The sequence below is a fragment of the Stenotrophomonas sp. NPDC077659 genome, from assembly GCF_050268705.1.
Taxonomy (GTDB): domain Bacteria; phylum Pseudomonadota; class Gammaproteobacteria; order Xanthomonadales; family Xanthomonadaceae; genus Stenotrophomonas.
Genome location: NZ_JBNNHG010000309.1, coordinates 1 through 1030, shown reverse-complemented (window position 1 = coordinate 1030; position 1030 = coordinate 1). Strand labels below are relative to the sequence as shown.

The window sequence follows — 1030 nt, the reverse complement described above, 5'->3', positions numbered from 1 at the left end:
GAACAGCTTGATGTGGTCATCCGGGCCGGGCGAATCGAAACCGGCCAGATCGGCGACCCCTGACAACAAACAGAACCGCAAGAATCAGGAAATCCGTGTGCCGCGCGTCCGCGTGATCGGCAGTGACGGTGAAATGATCGGCGTGTTGTCGCGCGACGAAGCGCTGTCCATGGCCGAAGATGAAGGCCTGGACCTGGTTGAAATCCAGCCGCAGGCCGATCCGACGGACAGCAAGATCATGGATTTCGGCAAGTTCAAGTTCGAAGCGCAGAAGAAGGCCAGCGAGGCCAAGAAGAAGACCAAGCAGGTCGAGATCAAGGAAGTGAAGTTCCGTCCGGTCACGGACGAGGGCGACTACCAGATCAAGCTGCGCAAGATGCGCGGTTTCCTTGAGGAAGGCGACAAGATCAAGGTCAACATCCGCTTCCGTGGCCGTGAAATGAGTCACCAGGAGCTGGGCCGCGAGATGGCCAACCGGATCGAGACCGATCTGGGCGAGGACATCGTCATCGAATCCCGTCCGCGCCTGGAAGGGCGTCAGATGGTCATGATGATCGCGCCGAAGAAGAAGACCTGAGGCCTGACGGGCCGCCTTTCGGGGCGCCTGGCTGAATGGTTCAGGGTAAAGGGACGCCAGCGGCGTCCCTTTACTTTTGCGGTATCCCGGTAATTCATGCCGGAATGGGTTGCAGGGACTGGTGGCAGGGCGGTTTTGCCTGTATCATGCCCGGCTCGACCCACCCAGGACGGGTCGTACGCCGATCATGGCAGGACGGAAAGAGTGGCCCAGGCCACCGCCAGATCAGTCAGAAACCAGGGTCACCCCCATCAAGGACATTGCAATGCCCAAGATCAAGACCAACCGGGCAGCGGCCAAGCGTTTCCGCAAGACCGCCTCGGGCAAGTACAAGTGCGGCCACGCCAACCGCAGCCACATCCTCACGAAGAAAGCGACCAAGCGTAAGCGTAATCTGCGCCAGTGCGGCCGCACCTGTGGCGCCTGCGCCTGCCCCGACCACCACCCCGGCCC

2 protein-coding genes are annotated in these 1030 nt (G+C 61.1%); both read left to right on the top strand.

The window, feature by feature from the left end; genetic code table 11:
• Positions 1-10 precede the first annotated feature (10 nt).
• On the top strand, positions 11-577 hold the full coding sequence (infC, locus tag ACQKDV_RS19715) for a translation initiation factor IF-3 (RefSeq protein WP_427785903.1): 567 nt from the start codon (positions 11-13) through the stop codon (positions 575-577).
• A 265-nt stretch (positions 578-842) separates the two neighbouring features.
• A partial coding sequence (gene rpmI / locus ACQKDV_RS19710; protein ID WP_427785902.1) for a 50S ribosomal protein L35 occupies positions 843-1030 on the top strand: 188 nt, incomplete at its 3' end.

Excerpts from the sequence above, each read along its gene's own strand:
- infC (WP_427785903.1), top strand. The coding sequence starts at position 11 with ATGTGGTCATCCGGGCCGGGCGAATCGAAACCGGCCAGATCGGCGACC.